The 22,126-nt window shown below is 62.9% G+C and carries 18 protein-coding genes; 14 read left to right on the forward strand and 4 right to left on the reverse strand.

The window, feature by feature from the left end:
• Positions 1 to 30 precede the first annotated feature (30 nt).
• Positions 31 to 915, reverse strand: a complete 885-nt coding sequence (locus tag ACF8E5_RS21820) for a hemin ABC transporter substrate-binding protein (protein ID WP_392475793.1) — start codon at positions 913 to 915, stop codon at positions 31 to 33.
• Positions 912 to 1,067, reverse strand: a complete 156-nt coding sequence (locus tag ACF8E5_RS21825) for a hypothetical protein (protein ID WP_153302481.1) — start codon at positions 1,065 to 1,067, stop codon at positions 912 to 914. Before ACF8E5_RS21825 ends, ACF8E5_RS21820 begins: the two co-directional genes overlap by 4 nt.
• Here ACF8E5_RS21825 and ACF8E5_RS21830 point away from each other — a divergent pair.
• Entirely contained in the window at positions 1,066 to 1,383 is a 318-nt protein-coding gene (locus tag ACF8E5_RS21830; RefSeq protein WP_392475794.1) for a Rieske (2Fe-2S) protein, read from the forward strand. The genes ACF8E5_RS21825 and ACF8E5_RS21830 overlap by 2 nt on opposite strands.
• Here ACF8E5_RS21830 and sfsA read toward each other — a convergent pair.
• Together sfsA and ACF8E5_RS21840 are read right to left on the reverse strand one after the other, a co-directional pair.
• The gene (sfsA, locus tag ACF8E5_RS21835) at positions 1,373 to 2,086 is read right to left on the reverse strand and encodes a DNA/RNA nuclease SfsA (RefSeq protein WP_058639182.1); all 714 of its coding nucleotides are present in this window, start codon (positions 2,084 to 2,086) and stop codon (positions 1,373 to 1,375) included. The genes ACF8E5_RS21830 and sfsA overlap by 11 nt on opposite strands.
• Positions 2,086 to 3,258, reverse strand: coding sequence for a pyridoxal phosphate-dependent aminotransferase (locus ACF8E5_RS21840; protein WP_392475795.1), 1,173 nt, complete (start codon positions 3,256 to 3,258; stop codon positions 2,086 to 2,088). Before ACF8E5_RS21840 ends, sfsA begins: the two co-directional genes overlap by 1 nt.
• A 210-nt stretch (positions 3,259 to 3,468) precedes the next feature.
• Here ACF8E5_RS21840 and dksA point away from each other — a divergent pair, with 210 nt between their 5' ends.
• The 13 genes from dksA to ACF8E5_RS21905 all read left to right on the forward strand — a co-directional run bounded on the left by dksA (position 3,469) and on the right by ACF8E5_RS21905 (position 22,057).
• The gene (gene dksA / locus ACF8E5_RS21845; protein WP_023533176.1) at positions 3,469 to 3,915 is read left to right on the forward strand and encodes an RNA polymerase-binding protein DksA; all 447 of its coding nucleotides are present in this window, start codon (positions 3,469 to 3,471) and stop codon (positions 3,913 to 3,915) included.
• Between the two features lie 63 nt (positions 3,916 to 3,978).
• Positions 3,979 to 4,866, forward strand: a complete 888-nt coding sequence (gene gluQRS / locus ACF8E5_RS21850) for a tRNA glutamyl-Q(34) synthetase GluQRS (RefSeq protein WP_058639184.1) — start codon at positions 3,979 to 3,981, stop codon at positions 4,864 to 4,866.
• Positions 4,867 to 5,012: 146 nt separating this feature from the next.
• Positions 5,013 to 5,189, forward strand: coding sequence for a hypothetical protein (locus ACF8E5_RS21855; RefSeq protein ID WP_003250005.1), 177 nt, complete (start codon positions 5,013 to 5,015; stop codon positions 5,187 to 5,189).
• A complete protein-coding gene (locus ACF8E5_RS21860; protein ID WP_392475796.1) occupies positions 5,173 to 8,148 on the forward strand; it encodes an ATP-binding protein in 2,976 nt (991 codons plus the stop codon). The genes ACF8E5_RS21855 and ACF8E5_RS21860 overlap by 17 nt, the downstream gene beginning before the upstream one ends.
• 4 nt (positions 8,149 to 8,152) lie before the next feature.
• Positions 8,153 to 9,592: a sigma-54 dependent transcriptional regulator gene (locus ACF8E5_RS21865; RefSeq protein ID WP_058604747.1), complete on the forward strand. Its 1,440-nt coding sequence runs from the start codon at positions 8,153 to 8,155 to the stop codon at positions 9,590 to 9,592.
• Positions 9,593 to 10,343: 751 nt separating this feature from the next.
• The gene (locus ACF8E5_RS21870) at positions 10,344 to 11,726 is read left to right on the forward strand and encodes a polynucleotide adenylyltransferase PcnB (RefSeq protein ID WP_145253489.1); all 1,383 of its coding nucleotides are present in this window, start codon (positions 10,344 to 10,346) and stop codon (positions 11,724 to 11,726) included.
• Positions 11,723 to 12,202: a 2-amino-4-hydroxy-6-hydroxymethyldihydropteridine diphosphokinase gene (gene folK / locus ACF8E5_RS21875; protein WP_058604749.1), complete on the forward strand. Its 480-nt coding sequence runs from the start codon at positions 11,723 to 11,725 to the stop codon at positions 12,200 to 12,202. The genes ACF8E5_RS21870 and folK overlap by 4 nt, the downstream gene beginning before the upstream one ends.
• A gap of 250 nt (positions 12,203 to 12,452) precedes the next feature.
• Positions 12,453 to 13,253 (forward strand): 3-methyl-2-oxobutanoate hydroxymethyltransferase, encoded by an 801-nt coding sequence (gene panB, locus ACF8E5_RS21880; protein WP_058639188.1) that lies wholly within the window; start codon positions 12,453 to 12,455, stop codon positions 13,251 to 13,253.
• The gene (gene panC / locus ACF8E5_RS21885; RefSeq protein WP_058639189.1) at positions 13,250 to 14,113 is read left to right on the forward strand and encodes a pantoate--beta-alanine ligase; all 864 of its coding nucleotides are present in this window, start codon (positions 13,250 to 13,252) and stop codon (positions 14,111 to 14,113) included. The genes panB and panC overlap by 4 nt, the downstream gene beginning before the upstream one ends.
• Positions 14,114 to 14,256: 143 nt before the next feature.
• The gene (gene pgi, locus ACF8E5_RS21890; RefSeq protein WP_392475797.1) at positions 14,257 to 15,921 is read left to right on the forward strand and encodes a glucose-6-phosphate isomerase; all 1,665 of its coding nucleotides are present in this window, start codon (positions 14,257 to 14,259) and stop codon (positions 15,919 to 15,921) included.
• A 275-nt stretch (positions 15,922 to 16,196) separates the two neighbouring features.
• Positions 16,197 to 18,131: an acetate--CoA ligase gene (gene acs, locus ACF8E5_RS21895; protein WP_392475798.1), complete on the forward strand. Its 1,935-nt coding sequence runs from the start codon at positions 16,197 to 16,199 to the stop codon at positions 18,129 to 18,131.
• A 41-nt stretch (positions 18,132 to 18,172) separates the two neighbouring features.
• On the forward strand, positions 18,173 to 19,042 hold the full coding sequence (locus ACF8E5_RS21900; RefSeq protein ID WP_196185686.1) for an oxygenase MpaB family protein: 870 nt from the start codon (positions 18,173 to 18,175) through the stop codon (positions 19,040 to 19,042).
• A gap of 78 nt (positions 19,043 to 19,120) precedes the next feature.
• Positions 19,121 to 22,057 (forward strand): DUF748 domain-containing protein, encoded by a 2,937-nt coding sequence (locus ACF8E5_RS21905; RefSeq protein ID WP_392475799.1) that lies wholly within the window; start codon positions 19,121 to 19,123, stop codon positions 22,055 to 22,057.
• The last annotated feature ends 69 nt before the right edge of the window (positions 22,058 to 22,126 follow it).

Below are 22,126 nucleotides of genomic sequence, written 5' to 3' on the forward strand. Positions count from 1 at the left end.
TGAACAACGTGCGCGGTCGAATCCGTGGCCTCATGGCGCGAAGCGGATGTTGGCCGAAGGATAGAACGCTGCCGCCAGCACCTGAAGGCTGGCGGGCAAGCGCGGCCCCAACCCTCCGACCAGCAGGGTCGGGTCGAGCTGAACCAGACGCTGATCGCGCACTGCACGCGAGGCGGCCAGTGCAGGGTTTTCTTTCAACAGGGCCTGCAAGGCGGCTTGATCGGCGAGCACGCGGTCCGAGAACACGATGATATCCGGGTCCAACGCCGCGAGCGCCTCGCTGGAAAAGTCCTTGTAGCCCTGATGGGTTGCAAGGTTACGTCCCCCGGCCTGCTTCAAGACCCAGTCCCCTGCCGTGCCGGCGCCTGCCAGCAGCGGCCTGGCCCCTGCATGACCTACCAGCAACACCACGCCGGGCGCGGGCTGCCCGGCTTGTGCCTGGCGTACCTTGTCGTGCAACTGGTCGAGCTGATGGCGAAAGTCTGCGGTCGCTCGTGCAGCCTGTGCCTGGGCCCCCAACAGCTCGCCCAGGCGCTTGAGGTTCTGCCCCACGGCATCGATATCGGGCTGGCTGGAGAACACCTCGACGGGCACGCCGGCCCTGGTGATTTGCGCCAGCACCGGCGCTGGGCCCATTTCATCCGTACCTATCAACCTATCCGGGCGCAGGCTCAGAATGCCTTCAGCGGACAACTGGCGCTGATAACCAATGCTGGGCAGCGCTTTCAATGAGGCTGGGTGTTGGCTGGTGGTATCGACGCCGACCAGCCGCGGCTCAGCGCCCAACGCCACCACCCACTCGCTCAAGGCGCCGCCCGCACTGACCCAACGGCTCGGCTGGTCGGCTGCCAGGGCCTTGGCGCAGAGCAGTGGGCTGGCGGCGAAAACAAGCACGGCGGCAAGGCGACGCATCATTGGATTTCCTTCATCGGTTTGGCCCCCACACCTTGTAGCGGGCGGCAGAACTGCGCACCATGCAAAGCCAGGCGCAGCGAATGACAGCCATTTGATAATTGTTCGCATTGACGCGTCAAGTCGATCACCGCACCCAGAGTCAGGCCCGCCATGCACTTTCTTTGCCCCTCCCACGGCTTGCCCGAAGGCCAGAGCCGCCCGTTCGAGGTAGACGGCGCTCTGCTGCTGGGCGTTCGCCGCCAAGGTAGCGTTTATCTCTACCGAAACCGCTGCCCGCACCGTGGCATTGCCTTGAACGGGCCGCAGGAACGTTTTCTGGACGACAGCAACAGCCTTATTCACTGTAGCCACCACGGTGCGCTGTTTCTGATCGAAACGGGCGAATGTGTGTCCGGGCCTTGCGAAGGCGAGGCGTTGCAGGCCCTGGACTGCCTCGAAGACAGCCAGGGCATCTGGCTCAAGGCGTAAGGATCACCGGCAGGCGCCGGTCAATGACGATGCCCTCGGCATCCAGCCGGGTCCCATAGGCCAGCACTTCGACCCCCTCGGCCGCCGCAGCCTTCAGGGCCTGGGCATAGGCCAGGTCGATGTCATCGGCCGGTCGCACGGCCTCTATACCCGTCAGGTTGACGCAATACAGCTGAACCGCCCGTATGCCCTGGCGCGCCAGCTTGGCCAGCTCGCGCAGGTGCTTGGCACCGCGCTGGGTAACGGCGTCCGGAAACGCTGCCGTGGTGCTGTCGGCGTAACCCAGGGTCACGCTTTTGACTTCCACATAAGCCGGTGCACCGTCGAATTCCAGACGAAAATCGATACGACTGCCTTCTTCACCGTAGGCCACCTCCCGCTTGAGTGCAGTGAAACCTGCCAGCTCGGTGATGATCCCCGCACGCAGCGCCTCCTCCACCAATGGGTTGGCGCGCCCGGTGTTGACGCAGGCCAGCCTCCCTTGTGGGGTTTCGCTGATTTCCCAGGTGCCTGGCAGCTTGCGTTTCGGGTCGCTGGAGCGACTGAACCACACCAGGCCACCCTCGTGCATGCAATTGAGCATGGAGCCGGTGTTGGGGCAATGAATCGTCAGTTGCTCGCCAGTGGGCAGTTCGATGTCGGCCAGAAAGCGCTTGTACCGGCGCAGCAGCCGACCTTGTTCAAGGGCAGGAGAAAAACGCATCAGCCCTGCCAGCTCTGCAGGCCATGGGCGATACGCTGGACCGCTTGTTCCAGACGCGGGAGGCTCTGGGTGTAGGCGAAACGTACATGATGGCCGGCCAGGTGGCGACCGAAGTCCAGCCCCGGGGTAAACGCCACGTGTTCGGTTTCCAGGAAATGTCGGCAGAACGCGAAGGCATCCCCCCCGAAGGCGCTGATATCGGCATACAGGTAAAACGCGCCCTGGGGCTCTACGGCGATTTTGAAACCCAGGCTGCGCAGGGCTGGCAGCAGGTAGTCACGGCGTTTGGCAAATTCCGCACGACGCGCCTCGAAGATCCCGAGCGCCTCCGGCTGGAAGCAGGCCAGCGCGGCGTGCTGGGCCATGCTGGGTGCGCTGATGTAGAGGTTTTGCGCCAGTTTCTCAAGGTCAGCCACGGCATCTTCGGGTGCCACCAACCAACCCAGGCGCCAGCCGGTCATGCCGAAATATTTGGAAAAGCTATTTAGTACGAAGGCCGAATCGTCGACTTCGAGCACGCTGGGCGCGTCCATGCCATAGGTCAGGCCGTGGTAGATCTCGTCCACAACCAGATGACCGGCGCGGGCGCGCGTGGCTTGGGCAAGGCTGGCCAGCTCATCACGCCCCAGTACAGTCCCCGTCGGGTTGGCAGGTGAAGCCACCAGAGCGCCGACCGTATCGGCGTTCCAGTGTGCGTGCACCAGCCCTGCATCGAGCTGATAGTTCACCTCAGGCCCTACCGGCACCAACTGCGCCCCACCCTCGACCAAGCGCAGAAAGTGGCGATTGCACGGGTAGCCCGGGTCGGCCAGCAGCCAATGTTTGCCGGGATCGACCAGCAGGCTGCTGGCCAGCAGCAGCGCACCGGAGCCACCTGGCGTGATCAGGATGCGCTCCGGGTCAACGTCAAGACCATAGCGCTGGCCATAGAAACCGGCGATTGCCTGGCGCAGTGCAGGCAGACCGCGGGCGGCTGTGTACCGGGTGCGGCCTTCGGCAAGGGCGGCCTGCCCTGCGGCGACGATGGGCGCTGCCGTGGTGAAGTCCGGCTCGCCGATCTCGAGGTGGATCACGTCATGCCCGGCTGCCTGCAGCTCATTGGCACGCGCCAGCAGCGCCATGACATGGAAGGGTTCGATGGCGCGGCTGCGCGCACTGTAGGGTTGGGCCATGTCCTTCTCTCAATCGGGTCTAAACTTTGGATTCTACCCTTGCATGCAATCGAACGTATGGTTTGCGCCGGTGTCAGTAAGCAGGATCGGGCGGGCTAGCGCACCCCCGATCTATCTGGTAAGTTCGGCGGCTCGCAGTCGCAGGGCCGGCGGTCGCCGGAGATGGAGCATCCTGCGCATAGGATCAGATGAGTGAGAGGCGGTCTATTCATGTCCACCGTAGAAAAGCAAAAAACCGGTCAAACCATGTACGGTGTCGAGCCCTATCAAGAGACCAAGGGCGAAGAATACATGGGTGAGCCCATGAAGAAGCACTTCACCAAGCTTCTCAATGCCTGGAAAGGCGAGCTCATGCAGAGCGTGGACCGCACCGTGGACCACATGAAGGACGAAGCGGCGAACTTCCCCGACCCGGCCGACCGTGCCAGCCAGGAAGAAGAATTCGCCCTCGAGCTGCGTAACCGCGACCGCGAGCGCAAGCTGATCAAGAAAATCGACAAGACCCTGCAGAAGATTCAGGACGAAGAATACGGCTGGTGCGATTCCTGCGGTATCGAGATCGGCCTGCGCCGTCTGGAAGCCCGTCCTACCGCTGACCTGTGCTTCGACTGCAAGGAAATTGCCGAGAAGAAAGAAAAGACCGTCGGCAAAGGCTGATCGTCTTCTTCTCCAGCCGGGGCGCTTCATGCGCCCCGCTTCATTTATATGCCCTGCCCGACCATGACCCAGTCCCGTTACACCGGCCGCTTCGCCCCCACCCCCAGCGGTTTCCTGCACTTCGGCTCCCTGGTAGCCGCCCTGGCTTCCTGGCTGGACGCCCGAGCCGTGGACGGGCGTTGGCTGCTGCGCATGGAGGACACCGACCCGCCACGGGAAATGCCCGGCGCGCGCGATGCCATCTTGCAAACCCTGGAACGCTACGGTCTGGAATGGGATGGCGAAGTGGCCTTTCAGAGCCAGCGCTTTGATGCCTATGCCAGCGTGGTCGACCGCCTGTTCAACATGGGCCTGGCCTACGCCTGCACCTGTTCGCGCAAGCAGCTGGAAGCATACGGCGGTATCTACCCCGGTTTTTGTCGCAATGCCGGGCACGCCCGCGAAGGTGCGGCCATTCGTATCCGGGTGCCGGAGCTGACCTACCGTTTCACCGACCGGGTGCAAGGTGAGTACCAGCAGCACCTGGGCCGGGAAGTGGGCGACTTCGTCATCCAGCGCCGTGACGGGCTTTATGCCTATCAGTTGGCAGTGGTGCTCGATGACGCCTGGCAGGGCATCACCGACATCGTGCGCGGTGCCGACCTGCTCGACAACACCCCCCGTCAGTTGTACCTGCAGGAGCTGCTGGGTTTCACGCAGCCGCGCTATCTGCATGTGCCGCTGATCGTCCAGCCTGATGGCCACAAGCTGGGCAAGTCCTACCGCTCGCCGCCCCTGCAGGCCGACCAGGCTACCCCGCTGCTGCTGCGGGCGCTCAGAGCACTGGGCCAGGACACGCCCGCGCAGCTCGCAAGCGCCACCCCAGCCCAAGTACTGGCCGTGGCACGTGCCCAGTGGCGGCCCGAACGCATTGCCCAGCGCACCACGGTCCCTGAGGCCGACTTGCACTAGGCCGGGTTTCAATAACCCGCCCGCCTGAATCAAAAGGCCATGAAATTCAAACCCTTGGCCAACGCTGCCGATTCCCGCTAGCATCCGCCACGCCATATGCGCCAATAATAGATCCACACCCGCAGCGCCCAACCGTCGAGGCCCGCATGTACATCTATCGTTTGGTCCTGCTTCTGGTCGTGGGGATCTACCTGTTCTCCCCGGCCATCATGGACTGGTGGATCGAGCCCACCGGAGCCTGGTACCGCCCGTACCTGCTCTGGCTCATCCTGATCGTCGTCACTTTCATCCTGCAGAGCCAACGAGATGCCGATGAGCTTTAGCCTGACCCAGATGATCCTGATCAGTGCCGGCTACCTGCTGGTGCTGTTCGGCGTGGCCTGGGTCAGCGAACGCGGCTTGATACCGCGCTCGATCATCCGCCACCCCCTGACCTACACCTTGTCGCTGGGGGTCTATGCCAGCGCCTGGGCGTTCTACGGATCGGTGGGGCTGGCCTACCAGTACGGCTATGGCTTCCTGGCCTGTTACCTGGGGGTTTCAGGGGCATTCCTGTTGGCGCCGGTGTTGCTGTATCCGATCCTTAAAATCACCCGTACCTACCAGTTATCGTCCCTGGCCGACCTGCTGGCCTTCCGCTTTCGCAGCACCTGGGCCGGGGCGCTGACCACGGTGATCATGCTGATTGGGGTATTGCCGCTGCTTGCTCTGCAGATCCAGGCCGTGGCCGATTCCATCAGCATCCTCACCGGGGAGCCGGTCAAGGCCCGGGTAGCGTTCGCTTTCTGTGCCCTTATCATCCTGTTCACCATCTTCTTCGGCTCAAGGCACATCGCCACCCGTGAGAAGCACGAGGGGCTGGTCTTCGCCATCGCCTTCGAGTCGGTGATCAAGCTCATCTCCCTGGGTGGCATCGGCCTTTATGCGCTGTATGGTGTCTTCGGCGGGCCCCATGGCCTGGAGGTCTGGCTGCTGCAGAACCAGACGGCGCTGGCGGCCCTGCACACGCCTTTGCAGGAGGGCCCGTGGCGCACCTTGCTGCTGGTGTTCTTCGCCTCGGCGATCGTCATGCCGCACATGTACCACATGGCGTTCACCGAAAACCTCAACCCGCGTTCGCTGGTCAGCGCCAGCTGGGGGCTGCCGCTGTTTCTGCTGCTGATGAGCCTGGCCGTGCCCCTGGTGCTATGGGCCGGCTTGCGCCTGGGCGCCAGTACCAACCCGGAATACTTCACCCTGGGGCTGGGCATCGCGGCCAACAACCAGGCATTGGCCCTGCTGGCCTATGTCGGGGGGCTTTCGGCAGCCAGCGGGCTGATCATCGTGACCACCCTCGCCCTCTCGGGCATGGCGCTCAATCACCTGGTCCTGCCCCTGTACCAGCCGCCTGCAGAGGGCAACATCTACCGCTGGCTGAAGTGGACGCGCCGGGCCTTGATCGTGGCCATCATCACCGCCGGTTTCATGTTCTACCTCACCCAGAGCAACCACCAGAGCCTGGCCAACCTGGGCATCGTCGCGTTCGTGGCCACCTTGCAGTTCCTGCCGGGGGTCCTGTCGGTGCTGTACTGGCCCACGGCGAATCGGCGGGGGTTCATTGCCGGCCTGGTGGCAGGCACCCTGGTGTGGATGGGCACCATGCTGCTGCCACTACTGGGTAACCTGCAGGGTTTCTACATCCCCTCGCTGGACATGATCTACGTACTGGACGACACCAGCTGGCACATGGCAGCCATTGCATCGCTGGCCGCCAACGTGCTGCTGTTCACCTTGATTTCCCTGTTCACCAATGCCAGCAATGAGGAGGTGGCCGCCGCCGAAGCCTGCGCCGTCGACAACGTCCGCCGCCCCCAGCGCCGCGAACTGCATGCGGCCTCGCCGCAGGAGTTCGCCACCCAACTGGCCAAGCCACTGGGCGCCAAGGCCGCACAGAAGGAAGTGGAGCAAGCCCTGCGCGACCTGTACCTGCCCTTCGACGAGCGGCGCCCCTACGCCCTGCGTCGGCTGCGCGACCGCATCGAGGCCAACCTCTCCGGCCTGATGGGCCCAAGCGTGGCCCAGGACATGGTGGAGACCTTCCTGCCTTACAAGTCGGGCAATGAAAACTATGTGACTGAAGACATCCACTTCATCGAAAGCCGGCTGGAGGACTACCACTCGCGCCTGACCGGCCTGGCTGCCGAACTCGACGCCTTGCGCCGCTATCACCGCCAAACGCTTCAGGAGCTGCCGATGGGGGTATGCTCCCTGGCCAAGGACCAGGAAATCCTCATGTGGAACAAGGCCATGGAAGAGCTGACCGGCATTGCTGCCAAGCACGTGGTCGGTTCGCGCCTGATCACCATTGCCGAACCCTGGCGTGGCCTGCTGCAAGGCTTCATCAATGTGCCGGATGAACACTTGCACAAACAGCGCCTGGCCTTGGACGGCCAGCCGCGCTGGCTGAACCTGCACAAGGCCGCCATCGACGAACCGCTGGCCCCAGGCAACAGTGGCCTGGTGCTGCTGGTGGAAGACCTGACCGAAACCCAGGCCCTGGAAGAGAAGCTGGTGCACTCTGAACGCCTGGCGAGCATCGGCCGCCTGGCGGCGGGTGTGGCCCACGAGATCGGCAACCCGATCACCGGCATTGCCTGCCTTGCGCAGAACCTGCGCGAGGAGCGCGAAGGCGATGGGGAAATCATCGAGCTGTCCAGCCAGATCCTCGAACAGACCAAGCGGGTGTCGCGCATCGTGCAATCGCTGATGAGCTTCGCCCACGCAGGCGGCAGCCATCAGAACAGCGAAGAGCCCGTGTGCCTGGCAGAAGTGGCCCAGGATGCCATTGGCCTGCTGGCCTTGAATCGGCGCAACTTCGACGTGCAGTTCTTCAACCTGTGCGACCCCGACCACTGGGCAGAGGGTGACCCGCAACGCCTGGCCCAGGTGCTGATCAATCTGCTGTCCAACGCGCGGGACGCGTCTCCACCCGGCAGCGCGATTCGCGTGCGCACCGTGGGCTGCGAGCACACGGTCGACCTGATCGTGGAGGACGAGGGCAGCGGCATTCCGAAGAACATCATGGATCGCCTGTTCGAACCCTTCTTCACCACCAAGGACCCTGGCGAGGGAACCGGGCTGGGCCTTGCGCTGGTCTATTCCATCGTGGAGGAGCATTATGGACAAATCACCATCGACAGCCCGGCCGATATCGAACGGCAACGTGGCACCCGGATCCGCGTGACCCTGCCCCGGCATGTCGTAGCGACGTCCCCCGAAAATCGAGACCGTCGAGAGAATTGAATCAATGCCGCATATTCTGATCGTCGAAGACGAAACCATCATCCGCTCAGCCCTGCGACGCCTGCTCGAACGGAACCAGTACCAGGTCAGCGAAGCCGGCTCGGTGCAGGAAGCACAGGAGCGCTTCAGCATTGCGACCTTCGACCTGATCGTCAGCGACCTGCGCCTGCCCGGTGCCCCCGGTACCGAGCTGATCAAGCTCGGCGAGGGCAGGCCGGTGCTGATCATGACCAGCTACGCAAGCCTGCGCTCGGCCGTGGACTCGATGAAAATGGGTGCGGTCGACTACATCGCCAAACCGTTCGATCATGATGAAATGCTCCAGGCCGTTGCGCGCATCCTGCGTGATCGGCCAAGCGCGCCACCTGCAACCCCTGAGCCACGCCTGGCCTCCGCCAAGGCTGCCCCGGCGGACAAAGGCAACGCACCGGCGACCAATGGGGATATCGGCATCATCGGTTCCTGCGCCCCCATGCAGGACATGTTCAGCAAGATCCGCAAGGTCGCCCCTACCGACTCCAATGTGCTGATCCAGGGTGAGTCAGGTACCGGCAAGGAACTGGTCGCCCGTGCGCTGCACAACCTGTCGCGACGGGCCAAGGCACCGATGATCTCGGTCAACTGCGCAGCGATTCCCGAGACGCTCATCGAATCCGAGCTGTTCGGTCATGAAAAGGGCGCCTTTACCGGTGCCAGCGCAGGTCGGGCTGGGTTGGTGGAGGCCGCTGACGGCGGCACTCTGTTCCTGGACGAGATCGGCGAACTCCCGCTCGAAGCCCAGGCGCGCCTGTTGCGCGTGCTTCAGGAAGGCGAGATTCGGCGGGTGGGCTCGGTGCAGTCGCAAAAGGTCGACGTGCGCCTGATCGCGGCCACTCACCGGGACCTGAAAAACCTGGCCAAGGCCGGTCAGTTCCGTGAAGACTTGTACTACCGCTTGCATGTGATCGCGCTGAAGCTACCTGCCCTGCGCGAGCGCGGCAGCGATGTGAACGAAATTGCCAGCGCCTTCCTGGCCCGCCAGTGCGCGCGGATCGGGCGTGACGACCTGCACTTCTCACCCGAGGCAGAGCAGGCCATTCGTCATTACAGCTGGCCCGGCAACGTACGAGAACTGGAAAATGCCGTGGAACGCGCAGTCATCCTGAGCGAAAGCCCGGAAATTTCGGCGGAGCTGTTGGGCATCGACATCGAGCTCAGCGATCTGGACGAGGACGAGCTGCTCGACAGTGCGCTGACCGCAGCCAGTGCCGCCACGGCCAGTCATGAGCCGACCGAAGATTTGTCGCTGGAGGACTACTTCCAGCATTTCGTGCTCGAGCACCAGGACCACATGACCGAGACCGAGCTGGCACGCAAGCTGGGCGTCAGTCGCAAGTGCCTTTGGGAGCGCAGGCAGCGCCTGGGCATTCCACGCCGCAAAAGCAACGCCACCAGCGAGAACTGATTCGACCGGGCAGGAGGCGTCTCCTGCCCGTCTTCGGTCACCCTGCAGGCTTGTTCCCCGTAACGGGGCCTCAGGCTGATTCCCCCGCGTCCCCCCGCCGCAAAAATCTGTTACCTGCCTGCAGGTGCGTAACAGTTGCCGAGGTAAACGGTAACGAAAAACACGCCGCGCACTTGGCATGCTCCCCTGCAAAAATAGCCAAACCCCCGGATTTGCTGGGCCAGCCAAAGTTGGCACGCCTTCTGCTATATGCTTAGTACAAAAACAATAACAAGCACTGCAACCCACAATAAGAACAAGACGAAACGACTCACGCACAATAAGAACAAGACGGCGGAGGCGCAGCTAACTGATTCTTTTGGAGAGGATGCATGTTTGGGGCTTGCCCCACACCCAGGCAGAGAACAACAAAAACTGCACTATAAAGCAGCACCTGAACTGGATGGATCGACGATCAACGTGACATCAGCGGCCAAAGCAATCCGTTTGCTCTTTACCCCTGGTTTGGGGGTCGTCCACAAGCTTCACGCTTAGTGGCAGGGCACTCAACAAAAACAAGAAGCCCGCAAAAAAAACAATAAGAGCACACGCAACGACTTCTTGGGGAGCTTAGGCTCCCCTTGTCGTTTCTGCCTTTGGGCAGGCATTCTGCGACCGCCTACACCATCCCGCGAGTAAATGCTAGAATCCCCGCCCATCATGCGGCCATTCTCATATTCTTGGCCGAACATTCCTTCAAACAGTGCATCCCATGCTGAAGAAGCTGTTCCAGTCGTTCCGCCCGCCCGTACCGGGCCAGCACCACCGGCGCACCACGCCCGAGGTGATCAACAAAAGCCAGCATTCGCTGCAGCGCCACCAGTTCAGCCGCCATGCGGTGAACATCGTCGAGCGCCTGCAGAGCGCCGGTTACCAGGCTTATCTGGTCGGTGGCTGTGTCCGCGACCTGATGCTGGGCATCACACCGAAAGACTTCGACGTGGCCACCAGCGCCACCCCCGAACAGGTGCGTGCCGAGTTCCGTAACGCGCGTATCATCGGCCGCCGCTTCAAGCTGGTTCACGTGCATTTCGGCCGTGAAATCATTGAAGTTGCCACCTTCCGCGCCCCTCACTCCGAGGACGATCAGGGCGACAGCCACCGCTCGTCCCATAATGCCAGCGGGCGAATCCTGCGCGACAACGTGTATGGCACCTTGGAAGAAGACGCGCAGCGCCGCGACTTCACCATCAACGCGCTGTACTACGATCCGGTGAGCGAGCGCATTCTCGATTACGCCAACGGCGTGCACGATGTGCGCAATCGCCTGTTGCGCCTGATCGGCGATCCTACCCATCGCTATCAGGAGGACCCAGTGCGCATGCTGCGTGCGGTGCGTTTCGCAGCCAAGCTCGACTTCGGTATTGAAAAGCACACCGTCCAGCCGATTCGCGAACTGGCGCCGTTGCTGCGTGAAATACCGCCGGCGCGGCTGTTCGAAGAGAGCCTGAAGCTGTTCCTTTCGGGCCAGGGCGCCATGGCGTTCGAAATGCTGGTCGACCTGCAGCTGTTCGAACCCCTGTTCCCCGCCAGTGCCCAGGCGCTGGAGGACCGCCCCACCTATACCCACACGCTGATCAGCCAGGCGTTGAGCAATACGGACCTGCGCGTCAAGCAAGGCAAGCCGGTAACGCCTGCCTTCATGTTCGCAGCCCTGCTGTGGCCTGCCCTGCCAGCGCGCGTTCTGCACCTGCAGAACCAAGGGGTGCCGCCGATTCCGGCCATGAACGGTGCAGCCCATGACCTGATCGCCGAGCAGTGCGCACGCATTGCCATTCCCAAGCGCTTCACCCTGCCGATCCGCGAGATCTGGGACATGCAGGAACGCCTGCCGCGCCGCAGCGGTAAACGCGCCGACATGCTGCTGGACAACCCACGCTTCCGTGCCGGTTACGATTTCCTGCTGCTGCGCGAAAGCGCTGGCGAAGAAACCGATGACCTTGGCCAGTGGTGGACCGAGTATCAGGAAGCCAATGACAGCGAGCGCCGCGACATGATCCGCGACCTGGGCAGCCGTGATGAAGGCGGTGCGTCCCGCAAGCGCAAGCGCAGCAACAGCAAGCGCAAGCGCGGCGGTGAAGAGGCCTTCGAGTGAGCATCCGCGTGTACGTCGGCCTGGGCAGCAATCTGGATGCCCCGGCCGAGCAGTTGCGCAGCGCGCTGGACGCACTCGATCAGGTCCAGGCGACGCGTCTGGTGGCCGCTTCGGCGCTGTACACCAGTGATTCGCTACTGCCGGGCCAGCCCCGCTACACCAATGCCGTCGCCGCGCTCGACAGCGCCTTGGCGCCCCTTGACCTGCTCGATGCCTTGCAGGCCATCGAAAACGACCAGGGCCGGGTGCGCAAGGAACGCTGGGGGCCGCGCACCCTCGACCTGGACATTCTGCTGTACGGCGACCAGGTGCTGGACCTGCCGCGCCTGCAGGTACCGCACTATCACATGCATGCCAGGCCCTTCGTGCTCTATCCGCTGGCCGAACTGGTCCCTGCAGACTTCCGGCTTGCCGATGGCCGCCAATTGTCCCAACTGCTCGCCGCTTGCCCATACATTGGCCTCGAACGCCTGTAATCGGCCGTTCGTTAGGGCAGTAACGCCAGTAACAACCTCATCGTAACAATGCGGTAACAGGGTGATTGACTTCCCTCATTTCGCTCACGACTATAGGCGACCCGCGTGGCACCCCTGTGTTGCGCCCCCCTATCGAGGCCCGGACGGACCTGTGCCAGAACATCACGCGCGATGATGTGCCGCTGCGGAAGATGACTACTCAGGTTGCATGCAGTCGTTTCCCCTGGCGCCAGAATGAGGAACTCTCTACATGCCTGAAGTAACCCTTTCCACCCTCAATGGCCTGAAGGCCAAGGGTGAAAAAATCGCCATGCTGACCTGTTATGACGCGACGTTCGCCAAGGCAGCCAGCCAGGCCGGCGTCGACGTCCTGCTGGTGGGCGACTCCTTGGGCATGGTCTTGCAAGGCCATGACAGCACCTTGCCGGTCACCACGGCAGACATGGCCTACCACACCGCCTCGGTCAAGCGCGGCAATCACGGCGCGTTGATTCTCGCCGACCTGCCGTTCATGGCCCACGCCACGCCTGAATCGGCCTTCGCCAACAGCGCGGCGCTGATGCAGGCAGGCGCCCACATGGTCAAGATCGAAGGTGCAGCCTGGTTGGCCGAGACCATCCGGCTGCTGGCCGAGCGTGGGGTGCCTGTGTGCGCCCACCTGGGCTTGACGCCTCAGACCGTAAATGTGCTCGGCGGCTATAAGGTACAAGGTCGCCTGGAGGCACAAGCCCGGCAGATGCAGGCCGATGCCATCGCGCTTGAAGCCGCAGGCGCTGCCATGCTGCTGCTCGAATGCGTGCCCAGCGAACTGGCCGCAGCGATCACCCAGGCCGTGCGCATCCCGGTCATCGGCATCGGTGCCGGCAGCGCCACCGATGGCCAGGTACTGGTGCTGCATGACATGCTCGGCCTGTCCCTCAGCGGCCGGGTACCCAAGTTCGTGAAAAACTTCATGGACGGCCAGCCTGACATCGCCAGCGCCCTCGCCGCTTATGTCCAGGCCGTCAAGCAAGTCACGTTCCCCGCCAGTGAACACGGGTTCAGCGCATGAATACAGTCAAGACCGTGCCGGAGCTGCGCGCCGCCGTAGCCCGCGCCCGCAGCGAAGGCAAGCGCATCGGCTTCGTGCCCACCATGGGCAACCTGCACAGCGGCCATGCGGCCCTGGTGGTCAAGGCCGCGCAATGCGCCGACTTCGTGGTTGCCAGCATCTTCGTCAACCCGCTGCAGTTCGGGGCCAATGAAGACCTGGACAAATACCCCCGCACGTTGGCAGCCGACCAGCAACTGCTGGTCGAATCGGGCTGCAACCTGCTGTTTGCCCCTGCCGTGGACGAAATGTATCCGGACGGGATGAGCGTGCAGACGCGGGTCAGCGTGCCCAACCTGTCAGAAGGGTTGTGCGGCGCCAGTCGGCCAGGGCACTTCGAAGGCGTGGCCACCGTGGTCAGCAAGCTGTTCAACATGGTGCAGCCTGATCTCGCGGTCTTTGGCGAAAAGGACTATCAGCAGCTGGCAGTCATTCGCGCCATGGTGCGCGACCTGAACATGCCCATCCAGGTGATGGGGCTGCCTACAGTGCGCGCCGCAGACGGCTTGGCACTGTCTTCGCGCAACGGCTACCTCACCGCCGAGCAGCGGGCAACGGCGCCTGTGCTGTATCGCGTGCTCCAGACGATGGCAGCTGCCATCGCCCGTGGCCAAAAGGACTTCGCCGCGCTGGTGGCCGACGGCCAGGCCCAATTGAGCGCAGCCGGTCTGCGCCCCGATTACCTGGAAGTTCGACATGCCCTGACCCTGCGCCCGGCCATGGTCGATGACCGAGACCTGGTGGTCATCGCGGCGGCTTACCTGGGCAACACCCGCCTGATCGACAACCTGTACGTGCAGGTGCAGGACAAGACGGCCTGAACGGCCTGGGGTGCCTAGACACCCCATCTACTTGAGCGCCCCCCATTCCCAGCGCCGGGCCTTTGCCTATAATGATGCCAGCCTGAACCCGGCAATGACTGCCGTGTCCAACGCATCACCACGGACCAAGGGACCCCCGCGCAATGGCGTATTACCGTACCCCCCACGATGTCACGGCTCTACCCGCCTGGCAGGCGCTTAAGCAGCACCGCAATGCCATGCAAGGCTTCAGCATGCGAGAAGCTTTCGCCGCCGATCCTCAGCGCTTCGAACAATTCTCCCTGAGCTCCTGTGGCCTGTTCCTGGATTATTCCAAGAACCTGATCACCGAACAGACACGTGACCTGCTGGTGAACCTGGCCAACGAAGTGGGCCTCAAGGACGCCATCACCTCGATGTTCAACGGCGAGATCATCAACGCCTCCGAAGGCCGGCCGGTGCTACACACTGCCCTGCGCCGCCCGGTGGGTGACAAGCTCAGCGTCAACGGCGTGAACGTCATGCCCGAAGTGCACAAGGTGCTCAACCAGATCACCGAGCTGGTCGGCCGCATTCATGATGGCCTGTGGCGTGGCTACAGCGAAAAGCCCATCACCGACGTGGTCAACATTGGTATCGGTGGCTCGTTCCTGGGCCCGGAACTGGTATCCGAAGCATTGATGCCTTACGCCCAGCGCGGTGTACGCTGCCATTACCTGGCGAACATCGACGGTAGCGAGTTCCACGAACTGTCGGCCAGCCTGCGCGCCGAAACCACCCTGTTCATCGTCTCGTCCAAGTCGTTCAACACCCTCGAGACCCTGAAGAACGCAATGGCCGCGCGTACCTGGTACCTGGCCCAGGGCGGCTCGGAAGCCGAGCTGTACCGCCACTTCATCGCCGTGTCCAGCAACAAGGCCGCCGCCGTTGCGTTTGGCATCCGCGAAGAGAACATCTTTCCGATGTGGGACTGGGTCGGTGGGCGCTATTCGCTGTGGTCCGCCATCGGCCTGCCGATTGCGCTGGCCATCGGTACCGCCAACTTCAAGGAACTGCTCTCCGGTGCCTACACCATGGACCAGCATTTCCAGAGCGCGCCGTTCGAGAAGAACATGCCTGTGCTGCTGGCGCTGCTGGGTGTGTGGTACGGCAATTTCTGGGGTGCCAGCAGCCATGCGATCCTGCCGTACGACCACTACCTGCGCAACATCACCAAGCACCTGCAACAGCTGGACATGGAGTCCAACGGCAAGAGCGTGCTGCAGGACGGCACCCCGGTCAAAACCGAGACCGGCCCTGTGATCTGGGGCGGTGTGGGCTGCAACGGCCAGCATGCCTATCACCAGTTGCTGCACCAGGGCACGCAGCTGATCCCGGCCGACTTCATCGTGCCGGTCGTCAGCTTCAACCCGGTAGCCGACCATCACCAATGGCTGTACGCCAACTGCCTGTCCCAGAGCCAGGCGCTGATGCTGGGCAAGACGCGAGAAGAAGCCGAGACCGAACTGCGTGCCAAGGGCATGAGCGAAGCCGAGGTGCAGAAGCTTGCCCCGCACAAGGTCATCCCGGGCAATCGCCCGAGCAACACCTTGGTGGTCGAGCGTATCAGCCCACGCCGGCTGGGTGCCCTGGTGGCAATGTATGAGCACAAGGTGTTCGTGCAGAGCGTGGTCTGGGGTATCAATGCCTTCGACCAATGGGGCGTGGAACTGGGCAAGGAACTGGGCAAGGGCGTGTACCAGCGTCTTGTAGGCAGCCAGGAAGAGGTGGCCGAGGACGGCTCTACTCAAGGCCTGATCAATTACTTCCGCGGCCGCCATCGCGGCTGATCAGACCTCTACCTGGCAGGGCTTGTGCTCGCCAGGCAAGGCATCAAGAGATGCGCCGCAGCTTCTGCAATTCGCCCCCTGGGCAATTGCCGGGGCTGCTTCGCAGCGCCCATCGCACGTGGGCCAAGCCCCTACAGCAAGCCAGTCGACGGCTTCATAGCCCCTATCGACCGTACCCGCCCAATCGCCGACCGGTGGAACACCCCTCCCCGCAAAACTGTCCTACCCATTAGCCGTTGCCGTCCCTCGCCCCTCACAAGAGCAGGACCACCGCCATGTTCGATATTCGAAAATACCCGCACGCCCTCGCCGTCAGCCAGGCGGCAGCCCTCTCCCAGGACGACTACCACCGCCTGTACCGCCAGTCGGTCGAAGACCCGGACACCTTCTGGGCCGCTCAAGCGCAGCGCCTGACCTGGATGAGGCCTTGGTCACAGGTTCAACAATCGGACCTGCGCACCGGCCAGGCCCGCTGGTTCGACGGGGGCCAACTGAACGTCAGCTACAACTGCATCGATCGCCACTTGGCCACGCGGGCCGAGCAGACCGCCCTGCTATGGGAAGGCGACGACCCCAGCGACACCCAGGCCATCAGCTACCGTGAACTGCACCGCCAGGTGTGTCGCCTGGCCAATGTATTGAAGTCGCGAGGCGTGGCCAAAGGTGACCGGGTGTGCATCTACATGCCGATGATCCCTGAAGCCGCCTTCGCCATGCTCGCGTGCGCGCGCATAGGCGCTGTTCACTCCGTGGTGTTCGGTGGTTTTTCCCCGGACGCGCTGCGTGACCGTATCCTGGACGCCGACTGCCGTACCGTCATCACCGCTGACGAAGGCGTACGCGGCGGTAAACGAATCGCCCTCAAGCAGAATGTCGACAAGGCGTTGGCCAGTTGCCCGGCCGTCAGTACCGTCGTGGTAGTGCGACGAACCGGGGGTGATGTCGCCTGGGACGATAATCGCGACCTTTGGTACCACCACGCCATCGAGCAGGTCGACGAAGCCTGCCCACCCGAACCCATGGATGCAGAGGCCCCTCTGTTCATCCTCTACACCTCCGGTAGCACCGGCAAACCCAAAGGCGTGCTGCACACCACGGCCGGGTACTTGCTGCAAGCGGCCATGACATTCGACGTGGTGTTCGACTACCGGGAGGGGGAAGTCTTCTGGTGCACCGCCGACGTCGGCTGGGTCACCGGCCACAGCTACATCGTGTATGGCCCCTTGGCCAATGGCGCCATCTCGCTGATGTTCGAAGGCGTGCCCAACTACCCCGACAGCTCGCGGTTCTGGCAAGTCGTGGACAAGCATGAGGTCAACATCTTCTACACCGCACCCACCGCCCTGCGCGCCCTGATGCGCGAAGGGGATGCGCCACTGCAAAGTACCTCCCGTGCAAGCCTGCGCTTGCTGGGCAGCGTGGGTGAACCGATCAACCCGGAAGCCTGGCACTGGTATTTCAATGAGGTCGGACAGCGCCGCTGCCCCATCGTCGATACCTGGTGGCAGACCGAGACTGGCGGCATCATGCTCACGCCACTGCCCGGCACCCAGACCCTCAAGCCTGGCTGCGCCACCCAACCCATGTTCGGCGTGCAGCCGGTGCTGCTTGACGACAAAGGCCAGGTCATAGAGGGTCAAGGGGCTGGGCTGCTGGCGATCAAGGCCAGCTGGCCTGGGCAGATTCGCACTGTCCATGGCGATCACCAACGCATGGTCGACACCTACTTCAAACCCATGCCCGGCTACTACTTCACCGGGGACGGCGCCAGGCGCGATGCCGACGGGCATTACTGGATCACTGGGCGCGTGGACGATGTGATCAACGTGTCCGGGCATCGCATCGGCACGGCGGAGGTCGAAAGCGCCCTGGTACTTCACGACAGCGTGGCCGAAGCAGCCGTGGTGGGCTACCCCCACGATCTCAAGGGCCAGGGCGTATACGCCTTCGTGACCACCATGAACGGTGTCCGCCCCGATGAGGATCTCAAGGCCCAGCTGTTGGCGCTGGTCAGCAAGGAGATAGGCAGCTTCGCCAAGCCCGAGTTACTGCAATGGGCGCCGGCTTTGCCCAAGACACGGTCGGGCAAGATCATGCGGCGTATACTGCGCAAGATCGCCTGCAACGAGCTCGACAGCCTGGGCGATACCTCCACCCTGGCCGACCCGGGCGTCGTCCAAGGGTTGATCGACACTCGCCTGAACCGATAACCGGCAGCCGCTTCCCAGGCTGCCCAGCCCTGCAGGTCACCATGGAAGCGCTTCGCCGTCGTATCGAAAAACAAGCCATGAGCCTCACCGGCCTGGCGTTGGGCCAGCTCGACCTGGAGTCGCCCAAAGGCGACCCTGGCCTGTTCGGGCCCAACAGCATCAGTTGGCGCGTGCACGGTGACTTCCCTAGCATGCTGGTCGGCGGCATCAGCGCGCTGATGCTGCAGTTGCTGCACCCGCTGGCACTCGCCGGGGTCTGGGACCACTCCAACTTTCGCCATGACCTGATCGGACGCCTGCGGCGCACCAGCCAGTTCATTTCAGGGACCACGTTCGGCGCGACCGAAGATGCGCACTGGTTGATCGAAAAAGTGCGTCGGATCCACCTGCACGTCGAAGGCACGGCGCCGGATGGCCGCCCGTACGCAGCCAGCGACCCCCACCTGCTGACTTGGGTGCATGTGGCCGAGGTCAGCAGCTTTCTGGCCGCTCACCTGCGCTACCGCAACCCCCGCTTGTCCCTGGCCGACCAGGACGCCTATTACCAGGAAATCGCCCTGATCGCCGAGCGTCTGGGCGCCCAGGACGTGCCCCGCTCGCGCCGTGAGGTCGCACATTACCTGCATGAGATGCGCCCACAGCTGAGCTGCGATGCCCGCAGCCAGGAAGTCATCGGTATTCTGCTCAACGCCCCGGCACCCAGCCGGCTGGCAAAACCCGTGGGCAAGCTGATGCTGCACGCCGGTATCGAGCTACTGCCCCAGTGGGCACAACAGCAGCTTGGCCTCGAACAGGGCCATTGGCAAAAACGGTTGATCCGCCTGGGCGTGCATGGCACCGCCCCGGTATTGCGCTGGGCCATGCGCGACGGCTCTGCGCACAGGGCCAGGCGCCGCATGGGCATCGAATAAGCACTGGGCGACACTCAGCGGAACTGATTTAACGTGCCATACTCCAAGGCATCCCGCCCCGGACAGACGAAGCGATTCATGTACAAAGGACTGACTCGCGCCATCGGCGCATTGCTGGCGTTGCTCGCCCTGTACAGCCTGCTTGGCTTTCTCATTCTTCCGGGCCTGGCATTGCGTATCGCCAACCAGCAGCTTGCCCACTACGCCACGGTGCCGGCCCACTTGCAACGGGCCGAGTTCAACCCCTTCAGTCTCGAATTGACCTTGTGGGGCCTGCAGATCGGCGAGCCCGGCAAAGAGCAGGTCGGTTTCGAAAAACTGTACGCCAACCTGTCGCTGGACAGCCTGTGGACCGGCGCGCTGCACCTTGATGCCCTCGAGCTGGTCAAACCGCGCACCGAAGTGCTGTTCGCCAAAGATGGCACCCTCAACCTCACGCGCCTTTTCCAACTGCCCACCAGCAAAAGCGAGCCCGATACACCCCCAGGCGATCCTTTCCCGCTGCGTATCGGCAGCATCAAGCTCGAGCAGGGCTTTGTGCGTTTCGAAGACCTGCGTCCCAGCGAGCCGATCGAGTTTCTCTATGACAACCTTGGCCTGGAGCTGAAGAACCTCAGCACCCTTGCCAACGACAATGCCGACATGACCATGGTGGCCAACGGCCCCAACGGTGGACGCATCGACTGGCAGGGTACATTGAGCCTGGCGCCTATCGCGTCCGAAGGCACGCTCAAGGTCAGCGACAGCAAGATGAAGCTGTTCTGGCCCTATGTGCGCGATGCCGTGCCCTTGGTGCTGGAAGACGGCAAGCTCAGCCTGAGCACGCATTATCGGCTCAACCTGGCAGACAAGACCGAACTGCGTTTGGAAAAAGCGTCGGTGCGGGTGGCGCCCTTTGCCATCAAGGCCCCGGACGGCCGCCCGTTGGCAAGGCTCGCCAATCTGGAGTTGAGTGATGCCTCCGTCGATCTGGTCAAGCAACAGGTAACAGTCGGCAAAGTGCGCAGTGAAAAGCTCGAAACCTGGGCGGCGCTGGAGAAGGACGGTCAGCTCGATTGGCAGGTGCTGTTTGCCGGCGAGCCTGGCAAGCCAACGCCAGCAGAAAAGGCCGAGCCGCCCACCGCAGGGGCCTCCGCTGCACCGCAGACGCCAGCGGCCCCGAGCAAGCCCTGGCAGGTGCTGCTCAACGATGTCCAGCTCAGGAACTACCGCGTGCACCTGGCAGACCGCACGCAAAAAGAGCCGGTCAGCCTGGACGTAGGCCCCTTGAACGCTGACTTGAAGGGCTTCGATAGCCTCAACCAGAAGCCCTTCACGGTCAAGTTCGACACCGGCATCGGCAAGCAAGGCACCCTGCAAGGGCAGGGCCAGGTCAACCTGGCGCCGGTGTGGGCCAAGCTGGATGTCGGTACCCGGGACATCGACTTGCGGTTGGCGCAAGCCTACATCAACCCCTACATTCTGTTGGAGCTGCGCAGCGGCATGCTCGACAGCGACCTGAAGGTGGACCTGAAAAGCGCATCGCCGCTGGCCTTGACGGTGAGCGGCAAGGCCCAGGTGAATCAGTTGCACACCCTCGACACCATCAAGAGCCGGGACTTCGTCAAATGGCAGCAGGTCAACCTCGATGGCCTGACGTATGTGCATGGCGATGCCCTGTCGATCGACAAGGTGACGCTGCAACAGCCCTATGCACGCTTCATCATCAATGAAGACCGTACCACCAACATCAATGACCTGTTGATTCCACAGCCAACCGATGCGCCTGCCAAGGCTCAGTCCCAGCCTGCAAGCGCCACCGAGGAAAAGCCACTCGGTATCCGCATTGGTCAGATCGTGATCAAGGACGGTTCGGCCAACTTCGCCGACCTGTCGCTCACGCCCAATTTCGCCACGGCCGTGCAACAGCTCAACGGCCAGGTCGGCACCATCGATAACCGCAAGCCCCTCCCTGCCCCAGTGGATGTGCAAGGCAAGGTCGACCGGTACGCGCCCGTCACCATCAAAGGTGGCCTCAACCCATTCGACCCGCTCGCGAGCCTGGACATCGCCGCCGTGTTCAAACGCGTCGAACTGACTACCCTGACGCCCTACTCGGGCAAGTTTGCCGGCTACCGCATCCGCAAAGGCCGGCTGAACCTGGACCTGCATTACCTGATCACCAAGGGCCAACTCAAAGCCGAGAACAAAGTAGTCGTTGAGCAGTTGCAGCTGGGGGAGAAGGTAGACAGCCCGGACGCGGTCGATCTGCCGATTCGCCTTGCGGTGGCACTGCTCAAAGATACGCACGGCAAGATTTCAATCGAGTTGCCCGTGGCGGGCGATCTGAACAACCCGCTGTTCAGCGTAATGCCGATCGTGTGGCAAACCTTGCGCAACCTTGTGCTGCGCGCCGCGCAGGCACCGTTCAAGCTCATCGGTGGCCTGGTTGCCGGAGGCGGCGCCGAAGACTTGGGCACCGTCGCTTTCGCCCCTGGGTCCAGCGAGCTGGCAGGCGACGCTCAGGCGTCCCTGGACAAGCTCGCCGAGGGCCTGAGAAAGCGGCCGGAACTGCGCCTGGAAATCGAAGGCACCAGCGCCCAGGCAAGTGACGGCCCCATCCTTGCCCAGCAGCGCCTGGAACGGGAATACCAGGCCACCTGGTACAAGATCCTGCAGCGGCGCGGCGACAAGGTCCCGGCCAATGCGTCCCTGATGGTGGTCGACGAGGCCGACAAGCCGGCGATGCTCGAAGGCATTTACCGCAGTCGCCTCAAGCAGCAGCCCCCTGCCGAATGGGAGCAGCTTGACCGTGACGCGCGCACCGCCAACCTTCGTAACGCCGTGCTCAAATCCTGGGCCGAAAGCACAGCCCTGTTACGCACCCTGGGGCAGGAGCGCGCTAGCAGCATCAAGGATTATCTGGTGGACAAGGCCAAGCTCGAGGACGACAGGGTGTACTTCATCGATACCCACCTGGGGCAGCCCGAGAGAGATGGCCGCGTTGTGACGCCGATGCATCTTGATGCCGACTGACTTTCAACGGCAGGCTTAGCGAAGCCTGCACGGCCTAATTAGACCGCACACGAAAAGCCCCGGCACAGG

Origin of the sequence: Pseudomonas sp. WSY_20, from assembly GCF_043104335.1 — a bacterium.
GTDB classification, from domain to species: domain Bacteria; phylum Pseudomonadota; class Gammaproteobacteria; order Pseudomonadales; family Pseudomonadaceae; genus Aquipseudomonas; species Aquipseudomonas parafulva_B.

Excerpts from the sequence above, each read along its gene's own strand:
- ACF8E5_RS21820 (WP_392475793.1), bottom strand. The coding sequence starts at position 915 with ATGATGCGTCGCCTTGCCGCCGTGCTTGTTTTCGCCGCCAGCCCACTG.
- ACF8E5_RS21830 (WP_392475794.1), top strand. The coding sequence starts at position 1,066 with ATGCACTTTCTTTGCCCCTCCCACGGCTTGCCCGAAGGCCAGAGCCGC.
- ACF8E5_RS21825 (WP_153302481.1), bottom strand. The coding sequence starts at position 1,067 with ATGGCGGGCCTGACTCTGGGTGCGGTGATCGACTTGACGCGTCAATGC.
- sfsA (WP_058639182.1), bottom strand. The coding sequence starts at position 2,086 with ATGCGTTTTTCTCCTGCCCTTGAACAAGGTCGGCTGCTGCGCCGGTAC.
- ACF8E5_RS21840 (WP_392475795.1), bottom strand. The coding sequence starts at position 3,258 with ATGGCCCAACCCTACAGTGCGCGCAGCCGCGCCATCGAACCCTTCCAT.
- dksA (WP_023533176.1), top strand. The coding sequence starts at position 3,469 with ATGTCCACCGTAGAAAAGCAAAAAACCGGTCAAACCATGTACGGTGTC.
- gluQRS (WP_058639184.1), top strand. The coding sequence starts at position 3,979 with ATGACCCAGTCCCGTTACACCGGCCGCTTCGCCCCCACCCCCAGCGGT.
- ACF8E5_RS21855 (WP_003250005.1), top strand. The coding sequence starts at position 5,013 with ATGTACATCTATCGTTTGGTCCTGCTTCTGGTCGTGGGGATCTACCTG.
- ACF8E5_RS21860 (WP_392475796.1), top strand. The coding sequence starts at position 5,173 with ATGCCGATGAGCTTTAGCCTGACCCAGATGATCCTGATCAGTGCCGGC.
- ACF8E5_RS21865 (WP_058604747.1), top strand. The coding sequence starts at position 8,153 with ATGCCGCATATTCTGATCGTCGAAGACGAAACCATCATCCGCTCAGCC.
- ACF8E5_RS21870 (WP_145253489.1), top strand. The coding sequence starts at position 10,344 with ATGCTGAAGAAGCTGTTCCAGTCGTTCCGCCCGCCCGTACCGGGCCAG.
- panB (WP_058639188.1), top strand. The coding sequence starts at position 12,453 with ATGCCTGAAGTAACCCTTTCCACCCTCAATGGCCTGAAGGCCAAGGGT.
- panC (WP_058639189.1), top strand. The coding sequence starts at position 13,250 with ATGAATACAGTCAAGACCGTGCCGGAGCTGCGCGCCGCCGTAGCCCGC.
- pgi (WP_392475797.1), top strand. The coding sequence starts at position 14,257 with ATGGCGTATTACCGTACCCCCCACGATGTCACGGCTCTACCCGCCTGG.
- acs (WP_392475798.1), top strand. The coding sequence starts at position 16,197 with ATGTTCGATATTCGAAAATACCCGCACGCCCTCGCCGTCAGCCAGGCG.
- ACF8E5_RS21900 (WP_196185686.1), top strand. The coding sequence starts at position 18,173 with ATGGAAGCGCTTCGCCGTCGTATCGAAAAACAAGCCATGAGCCTCACC.
- ACF8E5_RS21905 (WP_392475799.1), top strand. The coding sequence starts at position 19,121 with ATGTACAAAGGACTGACTCGCGCCATCGGCGCATTGCTGGCGTTGCTC.